General features: G+C 71.1%; 21 protein-coding genes. 9 read left to right on the top strand and 12 right to left on the bottom strand.

Annotated elements, in window-relative coordinates:
• Positions 1-170: 170 nt before the first annotated feature.
• Complete coding sequence (gene nhaA / locus JOD63_RS09130; protein WP_052682373.1) at positions 171-2,075, top strand: Na+/H+ antiporter NhaA; 1,905 nt, start codon at positions 171-173, stop codon at positions 2,073-2,075.
• 12 nt (positions 2,076-2,087) lie between these two features.
• On the opposite strand, the gene JOD63_RS09125 is transcribed toward nhaA, so the two are convergent.
• Positions 2,088-3,320 carry a low temperature requirement protein A gene (locus tag JOD63_RS09125; RefSeq protein WP_084613374.1) on the bottom strand — a complete coding sequence of 411 codons (1,233 nt, stop codon included), beginning with the start codon at positions 3,318-3,320 and terminating at the stop codon, positions 2,088-2,090.
• A 104-nt stretch (positions 3,321-3,424) separates the two neighbouring features.
• Between JOD63_RS09125 and ispG the strand changes: the two genes are divergently transcribed.
• The 4 genes from ispG to JOD63_RS09105 all read left to right on the top strand — a co-directional run bounded on the left by ispG (position 3,425) and on the right by JOD63_RS09105 (position 6,960).
• Complete coding sequence (gene ispG, locus JOD63_RS09120) at positions 3,425-4,555, top strand: flavodoxin-dependent (E)-4-hydroxy-3-methylbut-2-enyl-diphosphate synthase (protein WP_045274651.1); 1,131 nt, start codon at positions 3,425-3,427, stop codon at positions 4,553-4,555.
• 3 nt (positions 4,556-4,558) lie between these two features.
• On the top strand, positions 4,559-5,419 hold the full coding sequence (locus JOD63_RS09115; protein ID WP_045274652.1) for an aminoglycoside phosphotransferase family protein: 861 nt from the start codon (positions 4,559-4,561) through the stop codon (positions 5,417-5,419).
• A gap of 81 nt (positions 5,420-5,500) precedes the next feature.
• Positions 5,501-5,707 carry a three-helix bundle dimerization domain-containing protein gene (locus JOD63_RS09110; RefSeq protein WP_045274653.1) on the top strand — a complete coding sequence of 69 codons (207 nt, stop codon included), beginning with the start codon at positions 5,501-5,503 and terminating at the stop codon, positions 5,705-5,707.
• A gap of 80 nt (positions 5,708-5,787) precedes the next feature.
• Positions 5,788-6,960, top strand: coding sequence for a benzoate/H(+) symporter BenE family transporter (locus JOD63_RS09105; protein WP_052682375.1), 1,173 nt, complete (start codon positions 5,788-5,790; stop codon positions 6,958-6,960).
• A gap of 137 nt (positions 6,961-7,097) precedes the next feature.
• Here the strand turns inward: JOD63_RS09105 and pcp are convergent, their stop codons facing one another.
• The 11 genes from pcp to JOD63_RS09050 are packed head-to-tail and all read right to left on the bottom strand — an operon-like array spanning position 7,098 to position 19,611.
• On the bottom strand, positions 7,098-7,733 hold the full coding sequence (gene pcp, locus JOD63_RS09100; protein WP_045274654.1) for a pyroglutamyl-peptidase I: 636 nt from the start codon (positions 7,731-7,733) through the stop codon (positions 7,098-7,100).
• 41 nt (positions 7,734-7,774) lie between these two features.
• Positions 7,775-8,365 carry an acyltransferase gene (locus JOD63_RS18035; RefSeq protein ID WP_052682377.1) on the bottom strand — a complete coding sequence of 197 codons (591 nt, stop codon included), beginning with the start codon at positions 8,363-8,365 and terminating at the stop codon, positions 7,775-7,777.
• Positions 8,362-9,300 (bottom strand): glycoside hydrolase family 16 protein, encoded by a 939-nt coding sequence (locus tag JOD63_RS18215; RefSeq protein ID WP_052682378.1) that lies wholly within the window; start codon positions 9,298-9,300, stop codon positions 8,362-8,364. The genes JOD63_RS18035 and JOD63_RS18215 overlap by 4 nt, the downstream gene beginning before the upstream one ends.
• Positions 9,297-10,547: a hypothetical protein gene (locus JOD63_RS18210; RefSeq protein ID WP_045274655.1), complete on the bottom strand. Its 1,251-nt coding sequence runs from the start codon at positions 10,545-10,547 to the stop codon at positions 9,297-9,299. Before JOD63_RS18210 ends, JOD63_RS18215 begins: the two co-directional genes overlap by 4 nt.
• A 2-nt stretch (positions 10,548-10,549) precedes the next feature.
• Positions 10,550-11,527, bottom strand: coding sequence for a polysaccharide pyruvyl transferase family protein (locus JOD63_RS09080; protein ID WP_045274656.1), 978 nt, complete (start codon positions 11,525-11,527; stop codon positions 10,550-10,552).
• Complete coding sequence (locus JOD63_RS09075; RefSeq protein WP_052682380.1) at positions 11,524-13,107, bottom strand: oligosaccharide flippase family protein; 1,584 nt, start codon at positions 13,105-13,107, stop codon at positions 11,524-11,526. The genes JOD63_RS09080 and JOD63_RS09075 overlap by 4 nt, the downstream gene beginning before the upstream one ends.
• Position 13,108: 1 nt before the next feature.
• The gene (locus tag JOD63_RS09070; RefSeq protein WP_045274657.1) at positions 13,109-14,893 is read right to left on the bottom strand and encodes a hypothetical protein; all 1,785 of its coding nucleotides are present in this window, start codon (positions 14,891-14,893) and stop codon (positions 13,109-13,111) included.
• Complete coding sequence (locus JOD63_RS09065) at positions 14,890-16,494, bottom strand: glycosyltransferase family 2 protein (RefSeq protein ID WP_052682382.1); 1,605 nt, start codon at positions 16,492-16,494, stop codon at positions 14,890-14,892. The genes JOD63_RS09070 and JOD63_RS09065 overlap by 4 nt, the downstream gene beginning before the upstream one ends.
• Positions 16,491-17,810 (bottom strand): polysaccharide biosynthesis protein, encoded by a 1,320-nt coding sequence (locus tag JOD63_RS09060; RefSeq protein WP_211088083.1) that lies wholly within the window; start codon positions 17,808-17,810, stop codon positions 16,491-16,493. Before JOD63_RS09060 ends, JOD63_RS09065 begins: the two co-directional genes overlap by 4 nt.
• A complete protein-coding gene (locus JOD63_RS09055; RefSeq protein ID WP_045274659.1) occupies positions 17,807-18,748 on the bottom strand; it encodes a glycosyltransferase family 2 protein in 942 nt (313 codons plus the stop codon). Before JOD63_RS09055 ends, JOD63_RS09060 begins: the two co-directional genes overlap by 4 nt.
• A gap of 2 nt (positions 18,749-18,750) precedes the next feature.
• Entirely contained in the window at positions 18,751-19,611 is an 861-nt protein-coding gene (locus JOD63_RS09050) for a glycosyltransferase family 2 protein (RefSeq protein WP_084613371.1), read from the bottom strand.
• A 416-nt stretch (positions 19,612-20,027) separates the two neighbouring features.
• On the opposite strand from JOD63_RS09050, the gene JOD63_RS09045 reads away from it, so the two are divergent.
• Genes JOD63_RS09045 through JOD63_RS09030 form a run of 4 tightly spaced genes read left to right on the top strand, consistent with a single transcriptional unit; the run spans position 20,028 to position 23,738 of the window.
• The gene (locus JOD63_RS09045) at positions 20,028-20,198 is read left to right on the top strand and encodes a hypothetical protein (RefSeq protein ID WP_157003933.1); all 171 of its coding nucleotides are present in this window, start codon (positions 20,028-20,030) and stop codon (positions 20,196-20,198) included.
• Between the two features lie 41 nt (positions 20,199-20,239).
• Positions 20,240-20,779, top strand: a complete 540-nt coding sequence (locus JOD63_RS09040) for a pyridoxamine 5'-phosphate oxidase family protein (protein WP_045274660.1) — start codon at positions 20,240-20,242, stop codon at positions 20,777-20,779.
• A 51-nt stretch (positions 20,780-20,830) separates the two neighbouring features.
• Positions 20,831-22,630, top strand: a complete 1,800-nt coding sequence (locus JOD63_RS09035) for a proline--tRNA ligase (protein WP_045274678.1) — start codon at positions 20,831-20,833, stop codon at positions 22,628-22,630.
• 49 nt (positions 22,631-22,679) lie between these two features.
• Positions 22,680-23,738, top strand: coding sequence for an LOG family protein (locus tag JOD63_RS09030; RefSeq protein WP_045274661.1), 1,059 nt, complete (start codon positions 22,680-22,682; stop codon positions 23,736-23,738).
• Positions 23,739-23,761: the final 23 nt, after the last annotated feature.

Raw genomic sequence — 23,761 nt, 5'->3', positions numbered from 1 at the left:
CCACCAGGTGAGTCGCGCGAACATGCGCCGAACCTACCACACGGCATCCGTCGCCCTCGCGGGGATGACGAACGCGCCGACCGGCGTTGCACGAGAAAGCGCCCGCCGAGTCCCGATCGGCACGATACTGGGCGTGCCCGTGTGCCCCGGCAGGAAGGCGACGCCGTCCGATGAGCGACAACGACACCTCGACGACTCCGCCGCGTGACGGCATCCATCCGCTCACGATCATCGAGCACTCGCCCGACCCCGAGGCCGCCGATCCGCGGGAGAATCGGCGTCCGTCGATCGCCGCGCGCATCCGCGACCTCGGCGAAGCGCGCAAGGGCGCCCTGCTGCTGCTGATCGCCACGGCCGCCGCGATCGCCTGGGCGAACATCTCGGCCGAGTCGTACCACGGCTTCTGGGAGACCCAGATGACGATCGGCCTCGGCGACCTGCAGCTTGCGTTCACCCTGCACGCCCTGGTGAACGACGCGCTCATGGCGATCTTCTTCTTCACCGTCGGGCTCGAGGTGCGGCGCGAGTTCGCGATCGGCGAGCTCACCAGCTGGCGACGCGCCATGATCCCGGTGATGGCGGCGATCGCGGGCCTCATCGTGCCGGCGGTGCTCTTCCTCCTCATCTCCGCGGGCAGCGGCCAGGAGCATGCGTGGGGCGTCGTGATCTCCACCGACACGGCGTTCCTCGTCGGCGCGCTCGCCCTCATCGGCCCGAAGGCGTCGGGCCGGCTCCGGGTGTTCCTGCTCGCGCTCGCCGTGGTCGACGACATCGGCGCGCTCAGCATCATCGCGCTGTTCTACACGCAGAACTTCTCGCCGATGCCGCTGCTCGTGGCAGCGGTCGGGCTCGCGGGCATCTACGCCACCCGCTTCCTGCGGCGCGGACGCGGCCCCATCTACGCGACGCTCGCGATCATCGTGTGGCTGGCGTTCCTGGCGTCGGGTGTGCATCCGACTCTCGCCGGCGTCGCGATCGCGCTGCTGATTCCGGTGTACCGCCCCAACCGACGCGACGTCGAGCAGGCGCTCGAACTCGCCCGCACGTTCCGCCAGTCGCCCAACAGCGAATACGCCCGCCAGGCCGCGAACAGCCTGCGGGAGTCGATCTCGATCAACGAGCGACTGCAGTCGGCGTACGCGCCGTACGTCGCCTACGTCATCCTGCCGCTGTTCGCCCTCGCCAACGCCGGGGTCGAGCTCAGCGGACCGATCCTCGCGGCGGCGGTGCGCTCGCCGATCACCTGGGCCATCGTCGTCGGACTCGTCGTGGGCAAGTTCCTCGGCGTCTTCGGCGCGGCAGCGATCATGAAGGTGTTCAGACTCGGGGAGTTCGGTCTCGGACTCACCCTCGACCGGATCGCGGGCGGTGCCGCGCTCTGTGGCATCGGGTTCACGATCTCGCTGTTCATCGTCGACCTGGCGATCACCGACGAGGCGGCGCAGAACGAGGCGCGCGTGGGCGTGCTCGCGGCATCCGTCATCGCCTTCGTGCTGTCGTGGGCGATGTTCCGCATCTCCGACGCACGGCGCCCCGACGACGACGGCGGGCGCACCCTCGTGCGCGCCGTCGACCCTGCGCGCGACCGGATCTACGGGCCGGTCGACGCGCCGCTCACGATCGTGGAGTACGGCGACTTCCAGTGCGAGTTCTGCCTGAAGGCCTCCGGGTCGATCGAGGAGGTGCGGCGCGAGCTCGGCGACCGGCTGCGCTATGTGTGGCGCCACGCGCCGCTCGAGCGCTTCCATCCCAACGCGCTCGCCGGAGCCGAGGCGTTCGAGGCCGCGACGCTGCAGGGCAAGGGGGCCGAGTTCTCACGAAGCCTGTTCGCCGATCAGCAGCACCAGCTGCCGAGCGACATCATCCGCCGGGCTCGCGAGCTCGATCTCGACATCGACCGGTTCGAGCGCGACCTCGAGTCGGCCCAGGTCACCGGCCGCGTGCGCGACGACATGCTCGACGCGGAGGCCATGGACATCACCTCGGTGCCGACGTTCTACGTGAACGGCGTGCGCCACGTGGGGCCCTACGACGCGCAGAGCCTCATCCGCGCGCTCACCGAGCAGCCCGCCTGACGCCGCTGGCCATCAGCGCGTCGCTCGCGCCACCATCTCCTGCCCGTGCCGCCAGCCGACCGTCTCGTACCCGACGACCACGACCACCGGTGAGCAGGCGATGAGCAGGATGCCGAGCCCCAGTGACGCACCGGCGGCGACTGCGGCGATCGCGACGACGAGAACGGCGATCACGCCCAGGTAGAGCCACAGGTGGAACAGGTCGAACTGCTTCACCAGCAGCGCGTACAGCACGAACAGCAGCGTCTCGAAGGCGAGCACCGGGATCGCGATCGCGTACGCCGCGAACACCGCGCTGACGTGCGCCTCGTGGGCGATCACGTACGCGGCGACGTGGAGCCCCGCGCCGACGGCGACGAGCGAGCCGAACAGCGCGATCTGCAGATAGCCCCACGCGAATGCCCTTCCGGGGTGGCGGGCGAGCACTTCGCCCCACGGGATCGCGAAGTAGACCCACCACATGGCGAAGACGAGCGCCACGCCGCCGAAGGCGACGGATGCCGCCTCGAGCGACCATCCCTGCTCCTCGACGACCGCAGAGATGGCCAACACTGTGCCGAGGATCACCTCGCCGAGCGTGATGATCACCAGGAGGCCGTACCGCTCGGCGATGTGGTGCGCGTGCCACGGGGTGCGGCCGAAGCGCAGCTCGGCGAACAGCGGCCCCGCGAGTTCGAAGAGGGTGAGCAGGCTCGTGAAGACGAACGTGGTGCCGATCGGCAAGTTCAGGAAGATCAGCGCGACCCAGCCGACCTGGGCGATCCCGATGTTCGTCGCGTAGGCCAAGGCGGTGCGGCGGCGCTCGGGATCGTGCGCCGCGACACGCAGCCAGACCGCGATCGTCGCCACGCGCATGATCACGTAGCCCGCGACCAGCACGCCGTTGTCGAGGTACACGCCCTCCTCGATGGAGGCGAACACGCTCGGCACGCCGAGCGCCACGACGATCACGCCGATCATCACCACCATCGTCGCGAGGCGGAAGAAGATGTCGTCGGTGTCGTACGCCGAGGCGAGCCACGAGTAGTTGATCCACGCCCAGGCGACGGCGAACGTGCCGAACCACCAGCCGAGGGTGGCGGTGCCGACATGGCCGAGCTCGAGGTAGTGCGCCATCTGCGTGCCGATCTGGCTGAACGCGACGACGAAGACGAGATCGAACAGGAGCTCCAGGGGTGTCGCGGCGCGATGGGCCTGGTGGGGATCGCGACCCGTCATGCGCGCGTACACGTGGTTGACCGTCATGAGGGGGACGATACACAGGCGGACCGCACCGGCGAGCATCCGTTTCACAGCCCCGGCCCGCCGGGCGCGCGTAGGCTGGGGGCGTGCCTGCTGTGAATCTCGGGATGCCCACGGTCCCCGAAACCCTCGCCCCGCGACGCAAGACCCGACAGATCAAGGTCGGGAAGGTCCTCGTCGGCGGTGACGCGCCCGTCAGCGTCCAGTCGATGACGACCACTCAGACGACGAACATCAACGCCACGCTGCAGCAGATCGCCGAGCTCACAGCATCGGGCTGCGAGATCGTGCGTGTCGCCGTTCCCCACCAGGACGACGCCGACGCGCTCAAGATCATCGCCGCCAAGAGCCAGATCCCGGTGATCGCAGACATCCACTTCCAGCCGCGGTACATCTACACCGCCATCGACGCCGGCTGCGGCGCGGTGCGCGTGAACCCCGGCAACATCCGCGAGTTCGACGGCAACGTCGGTCAGATCGCCGCCGCAGCGAAGGCTGCGGGGGTGTCGCTGCGCATCGGCGTGAACGCCGGCTCGCTCGACAAGCGCATCCTCGCCAAGTACGGCAAGGCCACCGCCGAGGCGCTCGTCGAGAGCGCCGTGTGGGAGGCGTCGCTGTTCGAGGAGCACGACTTCCACGACTTCAAGATCTCGGTCAAGCACAACGACCCGATCGTGATGGTGAAGGCGTACCGCCAGCTCTCCGAGCGGGGCGACTGGCCGCTGCACCTCGGCGTCACCGAGGCGGGTCCGGCTTTCCAGGGGACGATCAAGTCGGCCACCGCGTTCGGCATCCTCCTCTCCGAGGGCATCGGCGACACGATCCGCGTCTCGCTGTCGGCTCCGCCGGCGGAAGAGGTCAAGGTCGGCCACCAGATCCTCCAGTCGCTGAACCTGCGCGAGCGCAAGCTCGAGATCGTGTCGTGCCCGTCCTGCGGGCGTGCCCAGGTCGACGTGTACACGCTCGCCGAAGACGTCACCGAGGGGCTCAAGGACATGACCGTGCCGCTGCGCGTCGCCGTCATGGGCTGCGTCGTGAACGGCCCGGGCGAGGCCCGCGAGGCCGACCTCGGCGTCGCCTCGGGCAACGGCAAGGGGCAGATCTTCGTCAAGGGCCAGGTCATCAAGACCGTCCCCGAGTCGGCGATCGTCGCCACCCTGATCGAGGAGGCGAACCGCATCGCCGCCGAGATGGGCCCGGGCGCTCCGACCGGCACCGCGCAGGTCGTCACCGTCTGACACGTGGGCCTCGACCGGCTGTCGCCCGAGCAGCGCGCCCTGGTGGACGTCTGGCTGCCGGGCGCGCGAGTGGTCGCCGACCTCAGCTGGAACCAGGTCGACACCGTCGTGCTGCACGTGCGCCACGGCGGGCGCGACCTCATCGTGAAGGCCGGCGCGCCGGCGAACCACCACATCGGGCGGGAGCTCGACGCGCACGACGGCTCCGGCTACGTCGGCGTCTGGGCCGACGAGGGCTGCGCGGCCCGACTGCGTCATGCCGATCGGGGGGCCCGCGTGCTCGTGCTCGACCGCCTCCCGGGAGTGCTCGCGTTCGGCACGCCCGCGGCCACGGCTCCCGATGTGCATCGCCGGGCCGGCGAGCTGCTCCGCCGGTTCCACGGGCAGGCGACACGCGCCTCGGAGGGGACGGATGCCGCTGCCAGTCGTCGCGCGCTCGCGTGGCTCGACTCCGACCATGCGATCGCGCCCGATGTCGAGCAGCGGCTGCGCGCAGCGCTGGCGGCCCTGCCGCCGGTCGAAGCCCCGCTCGTCCCGACGCACGGGGACTGGCAGCCGCGCAACTGGCTGGTCGACGGCCGCGCGGTGCGCGTGATCGACTTCGGGCGGTTCGCGTTCCGCCCGGCCGCCACGGATCTCGCCCGGCTCGCCGCGCAGGAATGGCTGTGCGCCCCGGAGTGCGAGACCGCGTTCCTCGAGGGGTACGGGCGCGACCCGCGGCATCCGTCGCACTGGCTCCTGATGCGCCTGCGCGAGGCCATCGGCACCGCGGTGTGGGCCCACCAGGTCGGCGACGCCCCGTTCGAGGCGCAGGGGCACCGGATGCTCGCCGACGTTCTCGCCGACGTCGAGGATTCCGCCTGATCGCCGCTGTCTCCGGGCGTCGTCGATCGTTCGCTTCGAGGGCGTACCATTCGCTTGCATACGCTGTGGAGAAGGAGTCCCGTGGCTGACAAGAGCATCGACGAAGACGGCTCGTTCCGCGAGATCGTGGAACGGCTGACCGCGAAGTACTCGGAGGTGCCCGCCGACCGGGTCGCGCAGATCGTCGGCGAGGTCCGGGGCGAGATGTCGACCGCGAAGGTGCGCGACTTCGTGCCCGTGCTCGCCGAGCGCGAGGCGAAGAAGCGCATCAAGGCCGAGCGGCCGTAGGGTGCGGCCGGGCCACCCGCGGCCCGGTGGACCGGATCGCCGTGCGGTGGGAGCGGGCGGGCTCGACTAGCGTCGGGCAGATGACCGAAGTGCACGGCCTCGCCCGCCCGATCGTCGCCGGGATCGTCACGGCGCTCGTCGGAGTGACGTCGACGTTCGCGGTGGTGCTCACCGGGCTCCATGCGGTCGGAGCGGACGACGCGCAGGCGGCGAGTGGGCTGTTCGTGCTGTGCCTCACCATGGGTGTCGCGTCGATCGTGCTCGCGTGGCGGTACCGGATGCCGATCACGGTGGCGTGGTCGACCCCCGGCGCCGCCGTGCTCGCCGCGACCGGTGCGGTCGAGGGCGGGTGGCCGGCGGCGGTCGGCGCGTTCCTGCTGTGCTCCGCCCTCATCCTGCTGACGGCGCTGTGGCCGCAGCTGGGGCGCCTGATCGCGCGCATCCCGCCCTCCGTCGCCCAGGCGATGCTCGCGGGTGTGCTGCTGCCGCTGTGCATCGCCCCGCTCACCGGGCTGGTCGAGAACCCGTGGGGCGTGGTGCCGGTGCTCCTCACGTGGCTCGTGTGCCTGCGTCTCGCGCCGCGCTGGGCGGTGCCGCTCGCGTTCGTCGCGGCATCCGTCGTCATCGGGGTGCACGTCGCCACCACCGGCGCCGTGATCGACCCGGCGACGCTGGTGCCGCGGCTGGAGTTCACCGCGCCGACGCTGACCTTCGGGGCCGTCGTGGGGCTCGCCCTGCCGCTGTTCCTCGTGACGATGGCCTCGCAGAACGTGCCCGGCGTCGCGATCATGCGCAGCTTCGGGTACGAGGTGCCGTGGCGCCCGGCGATGGCGGTCACCGGGCTCGGCACCGCGGTCGGCGCCGTCGCCGGGGGTCACGCGATCAACCTCGCGGCGATCAGCGCGGCGCTCGCCGCTGCGCCCGAGGCCGACGCGGATCCGAAGCGGCGCTGGGTCGCCGGCGTGTCGACCGGCGTGTCGGGAATCGTGCTCGGCGGGCTGTCGGCCGCGCTCGTGGCGCTCGTCGTCGTGGCGCCCGCGGCAGTGATCCCCGCGGTGGCCGGAATCGCGCTGTTCGCCGCGTTCGGGTCGGCGGTGCAGCAGGCGATCGACGACCCCGGCGAGCGGATGCCCGCGGTCGTCACGTTCCTCGTCGCCGCGTCGGGCGTCGCGATCGCGGGCGTGAGCGCCGCCTTCTGGGCACTCGTGGCCGGGCTGGTCGTGCGTGAGGTGCTCCACGCCGGCCGGCGCTGACGCGCGGGCTTGCGGGGCTTGCGGGCTTGCGGCGCCGCCTCGAAGCGGAGGTGATTCCGGATGCGGAGGATGCCTGGGGCCGGGGTATCCTCCCGTGCGCAGACCTCCACTCCGCGCCCTGCGGCCCGAGGGCTGCCTCAGTGGATGGCGCCGCCCGGGACCGCGGCATCCACGCCCGTGTCGAGCGAGGTGCGCACCGTGATCTCGAGTGCGCGCGCGATGTCGTGCAGGGGGAGGGTCGGGGCATCGGCGGACGGCGCGTGCTCGGCCGACCACGGCACGTGCACGAACCCGGCGCGCACGCCTGCGGGCGCGGTATCCATCGCGGTGAAGAAGACGTGGTTGCAGACGAAGGTGCCGGCGGAGTGCGACAGCTCGGCCGGGATGCCGGCGGCGGACAGCGCGCCGGTGATCGCCTTGACCGGCAGCGTGGCGAACGCCGCCGGGGGAGCGCCGGCGACACTCGGCGCGTCGACGGGCTGCGCCCCGGCGTTGTCGGGGATGCGGGCGTCGACGAGGTTCACCGCGATCCGCTCGACGCCGACGGCGGCGCGGCCTCCCGCGAGCCCCGCGGCGACCACGACGTCGGGTCGGTGCTCGGCGATCAGCTCGCGCATCGCCGCGGCGCCGCCGCCGAAGGTCACCGGGAGCACCGCGGTCACGAGCGTCTCCGGCCCGCTCCAGCGCGAGGCGACCAGGTGCACCGCCTCTCCGCTCGGGTTCGACGGATCGCCGCCGAACGGCTCGAAGCCGGTGAGTAGCACGGTGGTCATGCCTCCAGCGTAGGCACGCTGCGCCGGCAGGCCGACCGGGTTCACCCGGCGTTCGCCGCCGCCAGAACGGAAGGGGCCTCGTCGAGCGTGCGGATGAGGCGCGCGGGCACCCCTCCGTACACGCCACCCGCGGCGAGGTCGCGGTGCACGACCGCGCCCGCGGCGACGACCACGTCGTCTCCGATGGTCACGCCCGGGAGCACGGTCACGTGCGCGCCGAGCCACACCCGGTCGCCGATCGTCACCGGGGCGCTGCTGCGACGGTGGATCACCCCGGCGGGGCCGACGTCGTGGGAGCTGGTGATGATCGTGGTGAACATCGCGATGTGGCAGTCCTCGCCGATGCGGATCGGGGCCACGGCCTCGAAGTAGCACCACACGTTCACCGAGGTGCGCGCCCCGATCCGGATGTCGCGCCCGCCGGTGAAGGTGCAGCGGGACTGGAGCTTGGGGGTCTGCACGTCGAAGCCGCGCAGGCGCAGGATCGCGTAGCGCAGAGCACGCGGGCACAGCGGCGACCCGGCGACGCTGTTCGTGATGAACGACTTCCATCCCCACGTCAGATCCTGTGCGACGCTGCGGACGAGGTCGCGGGCGGTCGCCCCCTCCGCCATCGTGTTGGCGCCGGTCACCGGGTCACCTCTCCGAGCGAGCCGATCGGGGTGTCGCCGAGCTGATCCGCCGGGGTGAACGACATCCAGTCGATCACCATCTCGTTGACCACGGGGGTCGATGCGTCGGGGTCGCCCGGCCAGTTGCCGCCGACGGCGAGGCTGAACAGCGCGTGGGTCGGTGCGTCGAAGACCCAGCGACCGGGGACGGGCACATCCCACTCCTCGACGTCCATCACGATCTGGTCGTCGATGGCCATGATGATCCGGCCCTCCTGCTTCTCGACCGTGTAGACGTGGAAGCCGTCGGCGAGGGGCACCGGCATGTCGTAGCCCTCGTTGAGCGACCACTTGTTGGTGATCCCCGTCGGGCCGTGGAGGTGGTGGGTGCTGCGGCTCGTGGTGTTCGGGGTCTCGATGATGTCGACCTCTCCGGCGGCCGGCCAGCCGACGCGGTCGATGTTGTCGCCCAGCAGCCAGAAGGCGGGGAGGAGCCCCTGGCCTTCCGGCAGCTTGATGCGCGCCGACAGCCGCCCGAAGCTGAACGACCACTTGCCGTGGCTCGTGATGCGCCCCGAGGTCGGCTGGGTGCCGTCTTCGGGAACGGTGGCGGTGATCACCAGATTGCCGTCGCCGTCGAGCGCCACGGCATCCTCGGTGTACTCCTGCAGCTCCTCGTTGCCCCAGCCGCCGCCGCCGGTCTGGATGCTCCAGACGTCGGGGTTCGGCTTGTCGCCGGCCGCGCCGTCGAAGTCGTCGAACAGCACCGAGTCGTCGCCGTAGCGCGCGCCGAGGAACGAGAAGCCGGTGAACCACCAGACACCGCCGAGCACCAGCACGATCGTGAGGATGCCGGCGGAGATGCCGAGGGTGAGGCGGCGTCTCCGGCGTCGCCGGGTGTCCACGGGCGGCGTGCTGCCGGAGTCGGTCAGGGGGGCGGGTGCGGTCGTGGTCACGGCAGCAGTCCCTTCGGATCGTGGCGGAGGAGGTCGCACGCGGCGGTGACCGCATCGCGCTCCCACAGCGAGCTGTCGAAGCTCACCGAGATGTTGAGGCGCCGGCGCAGCACGGCGGTGAGGGCGGTGATGCCGTTGCGGCCCGCGGGGTCCACCGACACCCGCACGACCGCATCGTCCGACGCCCACGGAAGCGGCTCGAGCGCCCGGAGGAAGCCCATGTCGCTGACGATCGGACTCGCCGCCGCGGGCACCACGGCCGGAGCAGGACGCCGCCAGGCGCGCGTCAGGAGACCCGAGGTGAGGGCGGCGAGCGGGCGGCCGACGTGGAGATCCCGGTGGAATCGGGCTCCGGCGACGTCGATGCCGTCCCGCACCGAGACGGGGTGGCCGACGACGAAGTTCGCGAGAGTCGACCTTCCGGAGGGCAGATAGCGACGCAGGTCGACGAGGATCGCGCCCTCGTCGGTCACGGGGATGCCGGTGCGGCGCAGCGCCTCGTGCAGCGCGAACATCATCGCGAGGGTCGGCGGCACCCGCCCACGGCTCCAGTCGGCGAGGGCACGGAACGTGGCGGCATCCATCGCCCCCGTCACCAGGTCGAGGCGCCCCCGACCGCCGGGCACCGTCGGTCCCGAGTACGCCGGCCGGTGATCGCCCCATCGGTCGTGCAGCAGCGCACCGAGGCGGTCCGCGTGACGGCCGTAGGTCGCAGACAGCGCGGCGGGCAGCGGGTCGCGGTCGTCCGCATTCGCGAAGACCGCCGGGGCGCCGCGCCCGGCGAGGGCGCCCGCGGTGAGCATCACGCTGAGGAAGCCGTCGCCGAGCCGGTGATCGATGCACAGAGACGCCCGGTCGTCGCCCAGGAACACCATGAAGGGCAGGTCGGATGCCACGGCCTCGCGCAGCCGCGGCAGCCCGGCGTCGCCGGTGTGCTCGGCGCGGAGGGGCTGCACCATGCGCTCGGCCTGCGCGTCGAGGAGGTCGCCGTCGTAGCGCCAGCGGGCGCCGTCGAACGTGCGTCCCGCCCGCGCGTCGGCGCCCATCCCGATGAGTGCGCGCACGGCGCGCACCACGGTCTCGCGCTCGGGCACGATCAGCGGCGCGAGCTCGACACTGATCCGCACGCCGTCCGAGAGCAGGTCCCTGCCGGGGATCCTGCCCGAGGAGACGGCGGCGTGCGGCCGCGCGACGCTGTCGTCGCGCGGCGTGGACGCCGTCGCCCTCGGCTCGCGTGCGATGACCACGGCTACACCATGTCCGTCGCTGCGGCGAGGTCGGGCGCGAACTCGAGCGGCAGGTCGAGGTCCTCGAACCAGGTCGCCGCATAGCTGCTGAGCTTGCCGTTCGCGTTGTCGATCGCGATGACGCGCCTGCCCATCTGCAGGGCGATCAGCATCGCGTGGAGTCGATCGGTGATGATCGTCTCGCCCGGGGAGAGGAGTGCGACGCCGGTCGCGAGCCGCTTCGCCGCGTCGGCGAACCAGCGGTCGGTCGAGCGGTTCATCGTGCGGGTCACCGCGCCCTCGGCGAACGTGCGGCTCAGTCGCTGCCGCAGCCGGTCGGCGAAGGTCATCGCGGGCCAGTCGACGGCCGTCGCGATGCTCCCGGGGCCGGCGCTCTCGTCGTCGCGGCGCAGCAGATGCACCACCGCGGTCGACGGCGCCGCCGACTCCAGGTGACCGAGCATGTGCACGCTGTCGGGCGCGAGGATCACGTTCGGCACGTGTGCGCTGACCGTGGCGAACGAGACCCGGTCGCGCACCGCCATGCGCAGACGGCGGCGCGGAGCCATGCGTCGCGCGAACGCGCGGCGATCGGCATCCGTCTCGAAATGCACCGACTGCGGCTCCTGGATGAGCTCGATCAGGGGATCGAGCCGTTCGGCGAGGCGATAGCGGTGCTCGCTGTGCTGGGGGTAGAGGCCGCCGAAGTTGCCGCCGCCCTGGATCGCGACGGGGACGGGCGACTCGTAGACCTTCGGCGAGATCGTGCGCCACGAGTAGGTCGCCTCGACGCCGATGCCCGCCTGCCGCCAGAACTCGGCCTGGCCGAGGGCGATCACCGAGTCGCCGATGTTCTCGTAGTCGGGGAAGTCGGTGAGCACGAGCCGGTCGACCCCGCGGTGCAGGGCCGACAGCGCGATGTGGGAGCGGCGCTGCATCTCGGTGATCGCGTCGCCGGTGTGCGGCAGGAGCGAGCCGGTGTTCTCGATGGGCAGAGTCATGGGGTGTCCTCCACGGTGCGGCCGCCGCGCAGGCGGCGGGTGAGGGTGGATCGCAGCGACGCACGCGTCGCCGGATCGAAGGCGATGAAGTAGTAGAGGGCGATCGCGGCGATCGCCCAGATCGCGCAGATCACCAGGATCAGCGCGATCGGCGGGTCGAGCAGGCTCACGACGAACAGCGCGGCGGCCAGCGGCGCGACGGTTCCGAACGGCAGCAGCAGGCAGCGGATCGCGAAGTCCTTGACGGTGAGGTCGAGACGGCGCAGTGCGATCGCGATGTAGAACGGCTCGAGCAGCAGGATCGGCAGGGTGAGACCGAGCGCGATGCCGGTGAGCCCGAGCGGCTCGCCGAGGAGGACCGCAAGTGCCGTGCCGGTGACCGCCCAGATGGTGTGCAGCACCGCATAGCCGCGCACCGACCCCTGCGCGGTGAGGATGGGGACGGCGAGCAGATGGTTGTTGTTCGCGAACATCGACAGCACGAGGATCTGCGCGACGACAGCGGCGCCGGCGCCCGACGGCCCGAGCCACACCGCCATGATCTGCGGCATGAAGACGACCACCGGCACGAGCACGACCATCATCAGCATGTTCGCGTAGCTGGTGCCGCGCAGGTACATCTCGCCGATCGGTGCGCCTTCGGCTCCGCCTTCGCGCATCGACGCGGTCGGCAGCACCGCGGTGGCGAGCGAGTTCGTCACCTCCTTCACCAGGAGGTAGATGCGCTGGCCCGCCGCGTAGAGGGCGGTGTAAGCGATCGGGAGCATGAGGGCGGTGAGGATGCCGCCCACCTGCATGATCACCACGCCGGCGAGGCCGAGGATCATGAGCTGCGCCGACACCGCGAACAGCTCGCGGAACACGCTCCAGCGGAAGTCGCGCGGACGGGCGGTGATCTGCGGCGCGCGGGTGCGCCGCAGGACGTACGTCGCGATGCCGAACGCGAGGATGCCGAGCACGTCGACCGCCGCGACGGCGACGATGCCGATGCCCGCCCAGCACACCACCAAGGTGAGGGCGATGCGGAACAGTGCGAGGCCGATGAGGAGGTAGTTCACGTCCTTGAGGCGCCCGATGCCTGTGAGGATCTGCCGGTTGGAGGAGAACGACAGCAGGATGAACACGTTGGCGACGCCGAGGATCGCGAGGATCCACGCGGTGTCGGACAGCTCCGCGCCGAACTGGGTGCGGGGGATGGTGAGGGCGAACACCAGCGCGGTGATGCTGGAGAGGATGACCGCCGCGGCGAGGAAGAACATGTTGCTCGCCGCAGCGACCCGGCGCATCCGTGCGAAGTCGCCCGAGGGCGCCGCGACGCCGATGAACCGCGTCGTGGCTCCGCCCACGCCGAGATCCTGCTGGAACAGCGCACCCACGGCCACGGTGAGCATGTAGAGGCCGTACGCCTCGGCGCCGAAGGCGGTGAGCACCACCGGGAGAAGCGCCACGTACGCGATCATCGACGCGAACCGCGCCGCGTAGGTGGTGATGACCGCCCCCGTCATGCCCCCCGCCCCGGCCGCCAGGTCGGGCTGGGGCCGGGGGGTGCGCCGCGTCACGGCGTCGGCCGCGGTGCGCATGTCAGTCCTGCCCTGCCGAGTCGGCGCGGAGGGTGAGGTCGAGGCGGTAGACCAGCGTCTCGTCCGACTCGTAGACGAGGTCCCAGCGGGAGTCGTCGTCGAGGAAGCCCTGGAAGCGCTCGAGGGCGCCGTCGGGGAGCGTGCCGTAGTACGCGCTGTAGGCGCGCATCTGCTCGGTGATGACGACCAGGGCGGGGCGCTGCTCCCACACCAGGCTGTCGGTGAGGCGCTTCACGCGACGCGGGTCGGCGAACTCCTCGTCCTCCCAGCCCGGCCACGAGGTCAGCCACATGTCGATGCCGCTGTCGAAGAGCTGGTTGGCGCGGACGAAGTCGACGTATTCCGCGACGATCCGGCCGGGTGCCCCGGGGGCGACGCCGATCGTGAGGGTGGACGGGTCCTCCTCGGTGAGCACCTGGGTGGTCAGCCGCACGGACTCGGGCGTGACGAGGTTGGCGAACCATCCGCCGTACGACGTCTGGATCGATCCCAGCGCGACGACCGTGAGGACGGCTGTGGCGGCGACCTGCGTCGCGCGCCGGCCGAGCGCGAGTCCGCCGGTGAGCATGCGCGTGAGGACGGGGGCGAGGATGAGCATGCACCCGGGGATCGAGTAGAGGAACACGCGGAACATCGCCTCGCCGCCGTACCCCTGGCCGAGCAGGATCAGGCCGGGGGAGAAGGCGACCACCGCCGGCACGGCGATGTCGCGCCACGTGTCGCGATGGCGGATGAGGTGCACGACGACGACCGCGCCGGCGGACACCCAGACGAGCCCCGTGATGCCGCGTGCGATCCACGAGTTCATCACCTGCCCGATGCTCGGGGCGCCGAGCACCTCGTTGCGCGCCGAGGGCGTCAGGATGTTGCTGAGGAAGTCGAGGTTGATGAGGTCTCCGAACTTCATCACGACCTCGAAGTGCAGAAGCAGGTAGCCGATGGCGATCGCGGCGAACACCGCGACGACGTACCGGGGCCTGACGCGGCCCAGCAGCGTGAGCAGCAGGATCGCGGCGAGCAACCAGTACGGCGTGAGCTGATGGGTCACCACGATCGCGGTGAAGATCGGCACCGCCACCCACGAGGCGGCTCGCGTGCGGGTCGACGCCAGCACCAGCGCGATCACCACGATCCCGAGGGCGAAGCCGATGGCCTGCGGGGAGAGGTAGTCCTGCCCGACCCAGTTCACGAGGTGCGCTCCGAATGCGGCGACCAGAGCGGTCGCCGCGGAGTACCCGTACGTGCGGGCGAGGAAGAACACCGCTCCGGTGAACGCGAGCTGAGCACCGACGGCGAACCACTGCGCGATGACGATGGTCTCCGACCCGGTGATCGTGTTGATCCAGGCGATGAGCGAGAACGCGCCCGGCCAGTTGTGGTAGATGTCGGCTGTCACGTCGACGCTGCCGAAGCGCTGGATGTAGTCGATCGGGCCGAAGTGCTTGAATGTCCACGAGTAGAGCGGCGCATCGGTCGACACCGCCGTGGGCAGGCGCATCATGAGGACGGTCGCCACGAGCGCCACCCCGGCCGTCCGGGTCGCGCCGCACGCGATGGCGACGCAGAACGCGATGGTCACGAGCGCGATCGAGATCGGGAACAGCGGGCTGGCGGCCGGGATGAGGCCGAACAGGTGCCACGGTGCGTCGTGGAGGGTGGGGAGGGCGATCGCCCAGGCGACGACGGCGACGAGGAGCACGATCGCGGCAGGCTTCCAGCCGGCGCGACGGACCAGCGCCGGGTTCGTCGCCGCGGGCGAGGCGAGACGGGGTTCGGTGACGGTCATACGGCCCTCCTCGTCGCGAACGACGCCACGGCGCCGATGCACGTCGCCGCCGCAGCCGCGAGCAGCCAGAGCGCGGGCGTCCACCACTGCAGATTGACGATCGCGGTCGTGAGCAGAATCACCGCCGACAGCCCGAGCGCGGGCACGACTATCGGTGCGAAGTGCGGGGGAAGCGGCACCCACGCACGCACCAGCGACCCCGGGCCGATGAGGATGAAGATCGCGAGGAACGCGAACGACACGCCCGCCGCCGCGGGCAGCAGCGCGAGCAGACCGAAGAGTCCGCCGAGGGCGGCGGGCACCGACCACAGCCGCCGATCGAGGGCGATGCCGCGCGAGGACGGACCGGAGAACGTGCCGGCCGCGCGCTGCGCCCGCCGCTCGGCGAAGTACGCGGCGGGGCCGCCGATGACGCTGGCGAGCTCCACGCGTCCGATCCCGCGGGACTCCTTCGACAGCGTCGAGGCCACCGTGGACTCGTCGACCGACGCCATCGGCTTGTTGACCAGCCGTGCGAAGGCTCGCGGCGACCGCGCGATGGCAGCACCGACCGTGCGGGGATCGAGCGCGACGGTGGCGGCCCAGGCGCCGAATCCGCGGCCGTAGCCGACCGCCTGCGCCTCGAGTGCGGCCAGGTCGTCGCGGTGCCGGTGCCACACGACGGCGGCCGGGTTGACCACGATCGCCTGCCCGTCGTAGAGCATGCGGAGGAACATGTCGAGGTCCTCCCCGCCCTTCGTGCGCGTGCCGGCGCCGAGTGCGGTGTCGAAGCCGCCGAGGGCGAGCATGTGATCGCGCCGAACCGCGAAGTTCGCACCCGTGCCGAACTCGCCGACGCAGAACGGGAACATGGGAAGGTCGTCCGGCGGATCGCTCAGCCGGAACGTGCGCGCTGCGGTGAGCTTCGACCAGCTGACGCGGGCGTCGAACCACGCCTGCACCGCGTTTCGCAGTTCGCCGCTCGGCACGACGCCGGTCACGCAGCCGACGTCGTCGGCGCGCGCGAACCCCGCCGCGATCGCCCACAGCCACTGCGGGTCGACGATCACGTCGTCGTCGGTGTAGGCGACGATGCTCGACGTCGCCGCGTTCAGGCCGGCGTTGCGGGCGTGCGACAGTCCTGCCTTGTCCTCCCGCACGTAGCGGAACCCGGGGAACTCGTCTGCCAGCAGATCGTGGGTCTCCTCGTCGGAGGGGGCGTTGTCGACCACGACGACCTCCAGGAGCGGATAGTCGATCGCGCGGATCGCGTCGAGCGACTCGCGCAGGAGCGCGCCGCGATCGCGCGTGCAGACCACAACGGTGATGGGCACCGGGGCGGGCCGCGCAGCGGGAGGGATGGCGGGAAGGCCCTCTGCGGCGGTCGCCACCGCCGCGGCATCCGCCTCGCCCCCGACGACGGGCACGGCGATGTATCCGCGGACCGAGCCGTGATCGCGCACCAGGAGCCTGGCGCGATCGAACAGGTCGCCCGATTCGAGCACGATTCGCTCGGGTGCGCCCGCGAGGTCGGAAGCCTCGACGAGACCCACCCAGGTGGCGACGTCCCTGTCGACCGCGCCGTGGAGCGGCATGGCCAGGGGGAGCGTGAGAGTCGTCATGCGGGTGCACCTTTCGAGGGGAGGAGAGCACTGCGGTGCGGGTGGGCGCGGCGGAGGCCGACGACGCCGATGAGCGTGAGGACGAGCGCGGCGCACGCGACGGCGATCGACGCGCCGAGTGCCCCCCAGCGGGGGACGAGGAGGAGGACGAGACCGGACAGCGCGAGCACCCAGAGCGCGTTGCCGACGAGGACCGGACGCACGCGGTGGCGCGCACGGGAGAGCGCGGACCACACGTCGTAGCCGGGACGCAGCGCGCTCGCCGTGGCGAGGATGCCGACGACGGCCATGCCGTACAGGGGCGGGTATCCGCGGCCGAGAAGCAGGAACATGAGGGGAGTGGCGATCGCCGCCGCCGCGCCGAGCGCACCCACGGCGAGCGACACCCTCAGCGCGTAGCCGTGGGCGAGTTCGGCGGTGTGCGAGAAGGCGCCCACTGCGCTCCGGGCCAGGGCGGTGGCCACCGCCACGCCCACGAGGTCGAGGGCGACGCTGAACTGGAAGGCGATGGCGAAGATCGCGCCCTCGGACGGGGAGGCGAGCGTCGTCACGAGGAACGAGAGCGACAGCCCGGCGCACATCACGATGCCGACCGCGACGGCGTTCTGGAGCGAGAAGCGGCGGAAGGCCCGTGCGAGATCGTCGTCCCATCCGCGCACCGACCCGGAGCGCCGGTCGTCACGACGCAGCGCCCGCGGAACCAGCATAGTGAGGCTCAGCGTCGTCATCGCGATCGCCGGCGCGATGGTGGCGAGCACCAGGATGAGGGGCGCCGCGGGGACGCCGAAGGCGAGCAGGGCGAGGAGGCCGAGCTTGAGGACGTTCGCCGATCCGTTCACGATGAGCGTCCCGCGCGCGTCGGAGGCGCCGGCGAGCGCCTGAGCCTGCACGTTGAACAGCGCCCACGCGACGGAGCACGCGGCGACCACGCCGACGGTGACGACCGGCGGCAGCATCGACGGGAGGAGGACCGCGACCAGCACCCCCGCGATGACGCCCGCCACCAGGGCGATGGCGGCAGTCGCGGTGAGCGCCCGGCGGAGCGTCTCGCGCGCGGCCGGGCCGCCGAGTGGGAGCATCACCACCAGCGCGCTGCCGGGGCCGTTCGACGCCAGCGCCGAGGCTGCCATGACGGCGGCGAGCACGGATGCCTCGATCCCCAGCTGGGACTGCGGGATCCACACCGCCGCGAGCAGCCAGAACACGAAGCCCGAACCCGCCGTCGCGGCGTACCCCGACGCGAGCCACAGCGAATCCCGCGAGACGCGTGCGCGGACCGCCACGGCGGGCGCGGCTTCGTGCGTGGCGCTGGTCATACCCGCGCCCCGTCGGTGAGCGGCGATCGCGCCGCACCCGGTCGCACCGCGGCGAAGCTGCCCCACACGTACCCGAACCCGGCCAGCCCGAGCGACAGGGCGATCGCGAACGCGGGGACCAGGCCCGCGCGACCGCGCCGCAGCTCGCGCCACACTCCCGCGGGGAGCACGCGCGTCGCGTACGCCGACTCCGCGGCGAGCGCGTCCTGGCGGCCCACCGTCCGCGCGATCCCCGCCTTCGACAGTCCTTCGCACCAGCTGCGATGGGCGACGTACGCGAGCCGCACGCGGTTGGCGCTCACGTGATGGCGCACGTTCGCCGAAGGCGCATAGAGGATGCTGCGCGTCGGATCGACCTGGCGGAGCAGGATGCACGCCTCGGTCTCCTCGCAGCCGATCGGCAGGGCTCCGACGCGGCCGGTGTCGGGGTTGAAGCCGCCGATCGCGAGGAGGGGCTCCCGCCGGAACGCCATCGAGCAGCCCATCACGTTGCGGATGGGACCCGCATCGGGGAGGCCGCGGTAGCTGCATCCGACGATCCACAGCAGCTCCTCCGGGAGCACTGCAGGCGCTTCGCCTGGCCAGATCGGGCTGGCGCTGCCGCCCACGGCGACGACCGCTTCATCGGTGAACGGCGTCACGAGCGCCTCCAGCCAGCCAGGCTCCGCGGCGGCGTCGTCGTCGAGGAACGCGACGACCTCGCCGGTGGCCACCTGGAGGGCGGTGTTGCGCCCGCCGGAGAGTCCGCGGCGAGCGGTGTTGGACAGGACGATCGAGTCCGGCCAGCGCGAGCGGGCTCGCTCCAGCAGCTCTTCGTTGTGGTCGACGACGAGGATCGTCTCGTGCGACGGGGTCTGCGAGGACAGCGAGTCCATCGCGAGCACGAGCTGATCCCAGCGGTCGAGCGTGTATGCGCAGACGACGACGCTGACCGACATGACTAGCCGGCCGTCTTGACCGATTCTTCGAGCACGGGGGCGGCGGCGACGGAGCGGTTCGCGCCGCGGGTCGCCGCGTCGTGCGCGGGAGCGGGGAACACGGGCGTCGTGGCGGGGCGGCGCTTGCGACCCCAGCGGTTGAGGCGCTCGTCGAGGACGGTGCGCAGCACGCGCAGTCCGTCGCTGACGGCGTTGAGGTTGCTCTCGCCGTGAATGCGCAGCAGCTCGACGCTCGGAACCTCGACGACGGTGAGGCGGTTCTCGGCGAAGCGGCAGTTGAGGAGCGTCTCGATCTCGAACCCGTCGCCCCACAGCATCTCGCCCTGGGCCCCGGCGATGTCGGGAGACGGCAGATCGAGCGCGGGCACGATACGGCGCCAGAACGCGTTGTAGCCGTAGCAGAGGTCGGAGTACTTGGTGCCGAGCAGCACGTTGGTCAGCACGTTGAGGAACTTGTTGCCCAGCTGACGGTGGAACGTGATGTCCTCGCTGCCGCCACCGGCCGTGAACCGGCTCCCCTTGGCGACGTCCGCACCCGCGATCAGGGCGTCGACGAAGCGCGGGATCTCGTCGGCATCGGCCGATCCGTCGGCGTCGAACATGACGATGATGTCTCCGGTCGCGCGCTCGAACCCGCAGACGAGCGCGTTGCCCTTGCCCTTGCGGGTCTGGGTGATGACGTCGACCGAGGGCCGGACGCGGCGCGCGACCTCGGCCGAGCCGTCGACCGAGTGGCCGTCGACGACGATGATCTCGTGCACGTCGGGGAGGAGGGGGAGGACGATCTCGAGGTTCTTCGCCTCGTTGCGCACGGGAACGATGATCGAGACGCGCGGGGATGAGATGTTCGAAACGTTGGACATGTGACGCCCTTCCATGGGGAGCGGTGGGAGCGGTGGGTTGTCTGTCCGACGTCGACGGGCTGGTCGCACCCGTCGCGTCGATGCGGTCCAGCACACCCCGTGTGATGCGGATCCGCTCGTGGGGGAAGCGGATCCAGTGGGGCTCGGTTTCCCGATTTCCTTCTTCTTCGAGCGTGGCCACGGGGTGTTTCCATTGCGTGAACGCGGCACCAGATTCGGGTTAATTGAGGCGCATTCCCTGTCCCCTCTTCGGAGGACATTCCGCAGATAATGGGGTAAAATGTCCCCCGTTAGGTGGACAAGAGCGGCGCACGGGCACCATGGAGCGTCATCTCAGGATCGGCGTTCAGAATTGACGACGGTCACACTCCCGGGTGCCAATGCCTCGGGTCATTTCGAACCAGAGGCAAGGACACGTGGGGATCTCGAAGAAGACGGTTCCGCAGGCGACCGACATGTGCGCGTGCGGACACGCATACGAAGCGCATGAGCACTACCGCAAGGGCACCGAGTGCTCGATCTGCGATGTGAGGGCGTGCTCCGCCTTCTCCGCAGCGACCGTCGCGGAGTACTCGAGCGCCCAGTGACGGCGAGCGCCCGGCGGCGGCCGGGTGCGTAGACTCGCGCCATGGGCAAGGTCTTCGACGGCATCGATGAGTCACTCGCCACCTGGATCGGCGACCAGCACCTCTTCTTCGTGGCGACAGCTCCGCTCTCCGGCGACGGGCATGTCAACGTCTCGCCGCGAGGCCTCGACTCGCTGAGCATCCTCGACCGGCACACGGTCGCGTGGCTCGACCTCACCGGGAGCGGTGCCGAGACGATCGCGCACCTGCGCGAGAACGGCCGCATCACCCTCATGTTCTGCTCGTTCGACGCGCGGCCGCGCATCGTGCGTCTCCACGGGCGCGGCCGAGTCGTGCTCCCCGGCGACGAGCTGTTCGCGCGGGTCGAGGCGGAGCATCCCGGTCATGTCGGAGCGCGCGCGGTGATCGTCGTCGACGTCGAGCGCAGCTCGGACTCGTGCGGATGGGGCGTGCCGCAGATGGACTTCGTCGCCGACCGAGACATCATGCGCCCCTGGGCCGAGAAGAAGGGCGCCGACGGCCTCGAGGCGTACCGCGCCCAGAAGAACGCCGTGTCGCTCGACGGACTGCCCGGTCTCTGATCCGGCATCCCGACCGGGGCGCGGCATCCGCTCGCCCTAGACTTGATCTTCGTGGTCACACGTCTGTCGAACTTCTTCCTCCGCACGCTCCGCGAAGACCCGGCTGATGCCGAGGTCACGAGCCACCGACTGCTCGTGCGCGCCGGCTACATCCGCCGCGCCGCCCCGGGCATCTTCACGTGGCTGCCGCTGGGCCTGAAGGTCAAGGCGAAGATCGAGCGCATCATCCGCGACGAGATGGCCGCGGCCGGTGCGTTCGAGGTGCACTTCCCGGCGCTGCTGCCGCGCGAGCCCTACGAGGCGTCCGGCCGCTGGACGTCGTACGGCGACGGCATCTTCCGCCTCCAGGACCGCCGCGGCGCCGACTACCTGCTCGCTCCCACGCACGAGGAGATGTTCACCCTCCTCGTCAAGGACCTGTACTCGTCGTACAAGGACCTGCCCCTGACGATCTACCAGATCCAGGACAAGTACCGCGACGAGGCGCGGCCCCGTGCGGGGCTCCTCCGCGGTCGCGAGTTCACCATGAAGGACGCCTACTCCTTCGACTACACCGACGAGGGCCAGGATGCCTCGTACCAGGCGCAGCGCGACGCCTACGAGCGCATCTTCCAGCGCCTCGGCCTCGAGTACGTGATCGTGGCGGCCGACAACGGCCTCATGGGCGGCGCCCGCAGCGAGGAGTTCCTGCACCCGACGCCCGTCGGCGAAGACACGTTCGTGCGCTCGAACGGCGGCTATGCGGCGAACGTCGAGGCGTTCACCACCGTCGTGCCCGACGCCATCGCATTCGACGGTCTCGGCGCCCCGGTGATCTTCGACTCGCCGAACACCCCCACCATCCAGACGCTCGTCGATCACGCGAACGCGCATCTCGACGCGCCGGCCGCGGGAGCGGCCGGACCTGCGACGGATGCCGCCACCGAATGGACCGCCGCGCACACCCTCAAGAACGTGGTGCTCGCGCTCACGCACCTTGACGGCACGCGCGAGCTGGTCATCGTCGGCATCCCCGGCGATCGGGAGATCGACGACAAGCGCGCGGAGGTCGCCTTCGCCCCCGCTGCGGTCGAGGCGGCGACGACCGACGACTTCGAGAAGAACCCGCTGCTGGTCAAGGGCTACATCGGCCCGTGGTCGGAGCAGGGCGCGATCCTCGGCGAGGAGTCGGCCACCGGCATCCGCTATCTGCTCGATCCCCGCGTCGTCGACGGCACCGCCTGGGTGACCGGAGCGAACATCGACGAGAAGCACGTGCACACCCTCGTCGCTGGGCGCGACTTCACCGGCGACGGGTTCGTCGAGGTCGCGAACGTGCGACCCGGCGATGCGGCGCCCGACGGCTCCGGCCCGGTCGAGCTCGCTCGCGGCATGGAGATCGGCCACGTGTTCCAGCTCGGCCGGTTCTTCGCCGAGACGCTGGGGCTCAAGGTGCTCGACGAGAACGGCAAGCTCGTCACCGTGACCATGGGCTCGTACGGCATCGGCGTCACCCGCATCCTCGCGAACATGGCCGAGCTCAACAACGACGCCAAGGGTCTCATCTGGCCGGAGTCGGTCGCCCCGTTCGACGTGCACGTGGTCGCCGCCGGCCGTGACGCCGTCGCGTTCGAGGTGGCCGAGAAGCTGTCGGCAGACCTCGAGGCAGCCGGTGTCGACGTGCTCTACGACGACCGGCCCAAGGTGTCGCCCGGCGTGAAGTTCGGCGACGCGGAACTCGTCGGCGTGCCGAAGATCGTGATCGTCGGCCGCGGTGCGGCCGACGGCCAGGTGGAGCTGTGGGACCGCCGCACCGGCGACCGCGAAGCGGTGTCGGTCGAGGACGCCCTGGCCCGGCTCGCCCGCCGCTGAGGGCGCCCGCGCGCGCTGACGTCGACCGCACCGGGCCTACTGTGGAGGCATGCCCGAGAACACGTCGTCGACCATTCCGCACGCGGTGACCGAGGCGCTGCGCGAGGTCATCGCCGAGGCGGGGATCGATCACAACGCAGACCTGGTCGCGCGCATCCTCGCCACCGGAGTCGGCCTCGGGCTCGATGACGCCGACCGGCTCGACCTCAAGATCACCTCGTCGGCGCTCTCCGAGATGCGCGCGGCGTTCCAGCTGTTCGCCCCGTACTCCGACGTGCCCAAGGTGACCGTGTTCGGCTCGGCGCGCACGCACCAGGACGACGCGCTGTACCGGCTCACCGTCGACGTCGCAGCCGAGCTGGCACGGCGCGGCTGGATGGTCGTCACCGGCGCGGGCCCCGGGATCATGCAGGCCGCGGCCGAGGGCGCGGGCGCCGCGCAGTCGATCGGCGTCAGCATCCGCCTGCCCTTCGAATCCAAGCCCAATGCGATCGTGGCCGAGCGGAACGTCGCGATGAAGTACTTCTTCACGCGCAAGCTCATGCTGGTGAAGGAGTCCCGCGGATTCGTCTGCCTGCCGGGCGGCTTCGGAACGCTCGACGAGATGTTCGAGCTGCTGACACTGCAGCAGACGGGCAAGGCCGACCCCACGCCGATCGTGCTGCTCGACCGCCCCGGAGGCACGTTCTGGTCGGCCCTCGAACGGTTCGTGCACGAGACGCTGTCGCCGGCCGGGGTGATCTCGCCCGGCGACTTCGACCGGGTGCTCGTGACCGACTCGACGGATGCCGCCGCCGCGGCCATCACCGCGTTCTGGCGCAACTACGACTCGCTGCGCTGGGTGGGCGGGCGTCTCGTGCTCCGGCTGCGTGCCGCACCCACCGACACCGAGATCGACGTGCTGAACGAGCTGTTCGGCGATCTGCTCGCGGGCGGGCGCATCGAGCGCTCCGCTCCGCTGGACGCGGAGGTCGCCGACGACGACCGGCTGTCGCTGCCCCGGCTCGTGATGCGTCTCGACCAGTACCGGGTGGGCTCGCTCTACCGGATCATCCGTGCGGTCAACGGCCTCGCGAGCGCGCCCGCCGACGGCACGCTGCCGGACTGATCCCCGACCGCGCTGGGTGTGCC

Source organism: Microbacterium terrae, assembly GCF_017831975.1.
Classification (GTDB): domain Bacteria; phylum Actinomycetota; class Actinomycetes; order Actinomycetales; family Microbacteriaceae; genus Microbacterium; species Microbacterium terrae.
The sequence above is the reverse complement of the archived record's forward strand: the minus strand, read 5'-3'. Positions and strand labels throughout refer to the sequence as shown.

Excerpts from the sequence above, each read along its gene's own strand:
- nhaA (WP_052682373.1), top strand. The coding sequence starts at position 171 with ATGAGCGACAACGACACCTCGACGACTCCGCCGCGTGACGGCATCCAT.
- JOD63_RS09125 (WP_084613374.1), bottom strand. The coding sequence starts at position 3,320 with ATGACGGTCAACCACGTGTACGCGCGCATGACGGGTCGCGATCCCCAC.
- ispG (WP_045274651.1), top strand. The coding sequence starts at position 3,425 with ATGCCCACGGTCCCCGAAACCCTCGCCCCGCGACGCAAGACCCGACAG.
- JOD63_RS09105 (WP_052682375.1), top strand. The coding sequence starts at position 5,788 with ATGACCGAAGTGCACGGCCTCGCCCGCCCGATCGTCGCCGGGATCGTC.
- pcp (WP_045274654.1), bottom strand. The coding sequence starts at position 7,733 with ATGACCACCGTGCTACTCACCGGCTTCGAGCCGTTCGGCGGCGATCCG.
- JOD63_RS09080 (WP_045274656.1), bottom strand. The coding sequence starts at position 11,527 with ATGACTCTGCCCATCGAGAACACCGGCTCGCTCCTGCCGCACACCGGC.
- JOD63_RS09075 (WP_052682380.1), bottom strand. The coding sequence starts at position 13,107 with ATGCGCACCGCGGCCGACGCCGTGACGCGGCGCACCCCCCGGCCCCAG.
- JOD63_RS09070 (WP_045274657.1), bottom strand. The coding sequence starts at position 14,893 with ATGACCGTCACCGAACCCCGTCTCGCCTCGCCCGCGGCGACGAACCCG.
- JOD63_RS09065 (WP_052682382.1), bottom strand. The coding sequence starts at position 16,494 with ATGACGACTCTCACGCTCCCCCTGGCCATGCCGCTCCACGGCGCGGTC.
- JOD63_RS09060 (WP_211088083.1), bottom strand. The coding sequence starts at position 17,810 with ATGACCAGCGCCACGCACGAAGCCGCGCCCGCCGTGGCGGTCCGCGCA.
- JOD63_RS09055 (WP_045274659.1), bottom strand. The coding sequence starts at position 18,748 with ATGTCGGTCAGCGTCGTCGTCTGCGCATACACGCTCGACCGCTGGGAT.
- JOD63_RS09050 (WP_084613371.1), bottom strand. The coding sequence starts at position 19,611 with ATGTCCAACGTTTCGAACATCTCATCCCCGCGCGTCTCGATCATCGTT.
- JOD63_RS09040 (WP_045274660.1), top strand. The coding sequence starts at position 20,240 with ATGGGCAAGGTCTTCGACGGCATCGATGAGTCACTCGCCACCTGGATC.
- JOD63_RS09030 (WP_045274661.1), top strand. The coding sequence starts at position 22,680 with ATGCCCGAGAACACGTCGTCGACCATTCCGCACGCGGTGACCGAGGCG.